The 3,785-nt window shown below is 30.0% G+C and carries 3 protein-coding genes; all 3 read left to right on the top strand.

The window, feature by feature from the left end; genetic code table 11:
- Positions 1 to 83 precede the first annotated feature (83 nt).
- Genes E6A48_RS10210 through E6A48_RS10220 form a run of 3 tightly spaced genes read left to right on the top strand, consistent with a single transcriptional unit; the run spans position 84 to position 3,511 of the window.
- A complete protein-coding gene (locus E6A48_RS10210; protein ID WP_219710101.1) occupies positions 84 to 1,028 on the top strand; it encodes a TAXI family TRAP transporter solute-binding subunit in 945 nt (314 codons plus the stop codon).
- Positions 1,029 to 1,055: 27 nt separating this feature from the next.
- On the top strand, positions 1,056 to 1,544 hold the full coding sequence (locus tag E6A48_RS10215) for a DUF1850 domain-containing protein (RefSeq protein ID WP_219710102.1): 489 nt from the start codon (positions 1,056 to 1,058) through the stop codon (positions 1,542 to 1,544).
- Entirely contained in the window at positions 1,541 to 3,511 is a 1,971-nt protein-coding gene (locus E6A48_RS10220) for a TRAP transporter permease (protein WP_219710103.1), read from the top strand. The genes E6A48_RS10215 and E6A48_RS10220 overlap by 4 nt, the downstream gene beginning before the upstream one ends.
- Positions 3,512 to 3,785 lie beyond the last annotated feature (274 nt).

Here is a 3,785-nt window from a genome sequence, read left to right on the forward strand (position 1 = left end):
TCTTTATTATTATAAACAGTAATATTGACTTTTTACCAATAAATTATATTATAGTCAAGTAACTTATGTTAAGGGGAATAGTTATGAAAAAAATTATTATTATGTTTAGTTTATTATTATTATTTAGCTGCAGTAAAAGTAATAATAAGAATTACATTTTTGCTACAGGTGGCACTAGCGGTACATATTATTCATTCGGTGGAGCTATCGCTAATATATGGAACAGCAATATAGAAGCTATGAATGTTACTGCTCAGTCTACTGGTGCTTCTGCTGAAAACTTAAGATTATTAAATATGCATGAAGCAGATTTAGCTTTGGTTCAAAATGATGTTATGTATTATGCTTATAATGGAACTGATATTTTTGATGGAGAGGTTTTAACTAATTTTTCTGCAATGCTTACATTGTATCCAGAGATTGTTCAAATAGCAGCTACAAAAGCAAGCGGAATTACTAATATAGCAAGTATGAAAGGTAAGAGGGTATCTGTTGGAGATGCTGGAAGCGGAACAGAGTTTAATGCTAAGCAAATATTAGAAGCTTATGGTTTAACTTTTAATGATATACAAAAATCAAGTCTTTCTTTTAAAGAGTCTAGCGATGGTTTACAAAATGGTACATTAGATGCTTGTTTTATAGTTGCAGGAATTCCTAATGCTGCTTTACAAGAATTGTCATTATCTACTGATATAGTAATGGTTGGTTTGGACGATGTTGAAATTGCTGATATAATGAAGAAATATAATTATTATACAGAAGTAATGATACCTGCTAATACTTATAAAGGTGTTACTGCTGATACTAAAGCTGTTGCTGTAAAAGCTACAATAGCTGTTAATAACAATATACCTGAAGAAGATGTTTATAATATGTTAAAAACTTTATTTGATAAAAAAGCTGATTTAATTACAGCACATGCTAAAGGTGAGGAGTTAGATATTAATCAATCTTATGAGGGAATATCTATACCTTTCCACCCTGGTGCTTTAAAATATTATCAAGAATTAGGATATCAAGTAAAATAATATAAATAATATAATTAATATTATTTTATGAATAAAATTATTATACTATTATTATCTTTACTGCTTTTTATTACTATTCCTATATTTCCTAGATTAGTATTAGAAAGCGTAAAAGATAATAATGAATATATATATCATTTAGAAAAAAAAGAATTTATAATTTCATACACGCATTCGGTTAATAAGGGAAGGGTGAGAGATTATTATATTATAGATGATGATTATAATATAATATTAAATAAAACAACTTTCGTTTCTTATGGTGCTGGTATAGCTGAACCTGAAAATGATGAAAATATTATTATTAAAGATGATAATATAGAAATTAATAATATAAATAGAATCATTAAAGATTTTTATTTATTTGTAGGCATTATTGCTGAGCATAGCATAACAATAGATGATAATGAAATAATGCTTAAAAGTTTGTTTAAACCTCAGACTAATATAAAAATAAAATACAGAAAAGTATCATTAATTGATTTAATAAAAAATATGATAAGGGGGCGTAAATGAAGCATAATAATCATGATATTATACATGTAACGGCAGAAGAATTAGATGATTATATGAGCAAATATGACAGTGAATCGAGATACAGAAGATTTAAAGATTGGAAGAAGTATTTAATTATAGTTATATCTGTGGCTTTTTGTTTGTTTCAGCTTTATTCTATTTTGTCTGGTAAGATAACTGCTCAGGTGGTGAGGGCTACACATTTAGCTTTTGTTATGGCACTTGCATATTTACTTTTTCCTATGAAGAAGGAGATGCCTAAAGATAAACTTCCTTGGTATGATGTGATAATTGCAATAGTTGGTGCTTGTTCTTGGCTTTATATTAGCATTAATTTTGACAGTTTAGTAAGAAGGGCAGGCATATATAATACTACTGATATTATTATAGGAATTATAGGTATATTAATTTTATTTGAAGCTTGCAGAAGAATAGTGGGTACACCTATACTTATAATATCATTAGTTTTTATAGTTTATGCTTTATTTGGGGCATATGCACCTGGATTTTTGAATCACAGAGGATATTCTATACAAAGACTTGTTTCACATTTATATTATAACACTGAAGGTATAATGGGTACGCCTATTGGGGCATCTGCTACATTTATATTTTTGTTTATATTTTTTGGTGCTTTGCTTGATAAAACAGGAATAGGTCAATTTTTTATAGATATATGTAATGCTATAGCTGGAAGTTATGACGGAGGTCCTGCAAAGGTTGCTGTACTTACTAGTGCGATGTTTGGTACTGTTTCTGGAAGTTCTGTTTCTAATACGGTTGGTACAGGAAGTTTTACTATACCTATGATGAAGTCTTTAGGATATAGACCAGAGTTTGCGGGTGCTGTTGAGGCTTCTGCTTCTACTGGAGGACAATTAATGCCTCCTATAATGGGAGCTGCTTCTTTTTTGATGGCTGAGAGTTTAGGGATTCCTTATAAGGAAGTTGCTAAGGCTGCTATTATACCTGCTATACTTTATTTTACCGGTATATTTATAATGGTGCATTTGGAAGCTAAAAAGACTGGGCTTAAAGGTTTATCAAGAGATTCACTTCCAAAGATTGGCGAGCTTTTAATGAAGAAAGGTTATTTGGTTATTCCTCTTGCCACTATAATATATTTCTTTGTGCTTGGTAAAACTGCTATATATGCTGGTCTTATGGGGATAATTGCTGCAGGGTTGGTTGCTGTTATTAACTCTATAGTTGATATAATTCTTAAAAGGGAGAGAAGTTTTACTTTTAATGACTTAATAGATGTATTTGTTAATGGGGCAAGAAACATTATAAGTGTTGCTGTTGCTTGTGCTATGGCGGGAATTATAATAGGAGTTATTACATTAACAGGTTTAGGTTTAAAAATTGGTGCAGGGCTTATATCTATATCAGGCGGAATATCTATACTTCTTCTTATGCTTACTATGATTAGTTCTATTATACTTGGTATGGGTGTGCCTACTACTGCGAATTATTTAATTACTTCTACTATTGCGGCTGGTGCTATAATAGGGCTTGGATTTGAACCTTTAGCGGCTCATATGTTTGTATTTTATTTTGGTATAATAGCCGATGTTACGCCTCCTGTTGCTTTGGCTGCTATGGCTGGGGCTGCTATTGCTAAGTCTGACCCGCTTAAGACTGGTTTTGAGGCTACGAAGCTTTCTATAGGTGCTTTTATTATACCTTATATGTTTATATTTAATCCTCAGATACTTATGATTAATACTACTTTTGTTGAGGTGATACCTATACTTATTACTTCGCTTATTGGTATGTTTGGTGTATCTGCTGGGCTTGAGGGGTATGTATTTAGAAAATGTAACTTTATTGAGAGGATTTTATTTATAGTAGCTGGTCTATTATCTATATATCCAGAATTCTACACGGATATCATAGGAATAGGTTTAATAGCTGCTCTTATAATATTACAGATAATAACAAGAAAGAAAAAGGCTATTGCTTAAACAAATAATTATTTTAAGTATTAAATAAAATGAGGGGTTTTCGCGTCTACGTACGTTTGGGAAAGCCCCTTATTTTTTTATAATTTTGTATGTTTTTAATTAGTTTATGTTATGTTAATTTATGTTTTTTTAAAAAAATATTTTACAAAAATGCGTTTTTTGTTGTTATTTTATAGACAAATTAAAAGTTTTGTCCTAAATTTATCAAAAATCATATTGACATTTTTCTAAAATTCCATATATTTAAAGCTATGAGTAATTAGTTCTCTTAAGT

It is taken from the genome of Brachyspira pilosicoli, assembly GCF_019402445.1.
GTDB classification, from domain to species: Bacteria; Spirochaetota; Brachyspiria; order Brachyspirales; family Brachyspiraceae; genus Brachyspira; species Brachyspira pilosicoli_B.

Coding starts and splice junctions, on each gene's coding strand:
- E6A48_RS10220 (WP_219710103.1), top strand. CDS start 1,541: ATGAAGCATAATAATCATGATATTATACATGTAACGGCAGAAGAATTA.
- E6A48_RS10215 (WP_219710102.1), top strand. CDS start 1,056: ATGAATAAAATTATTATACTATTATTATCTTTACTGCTTTTTATTACT.
- E6A48_RS10210 (WP_219710101.1), top strand. CDS start 84: ATGAAAAAAATTATTATTATGTTTAGTTTATTATTATTATTTAGCTGC.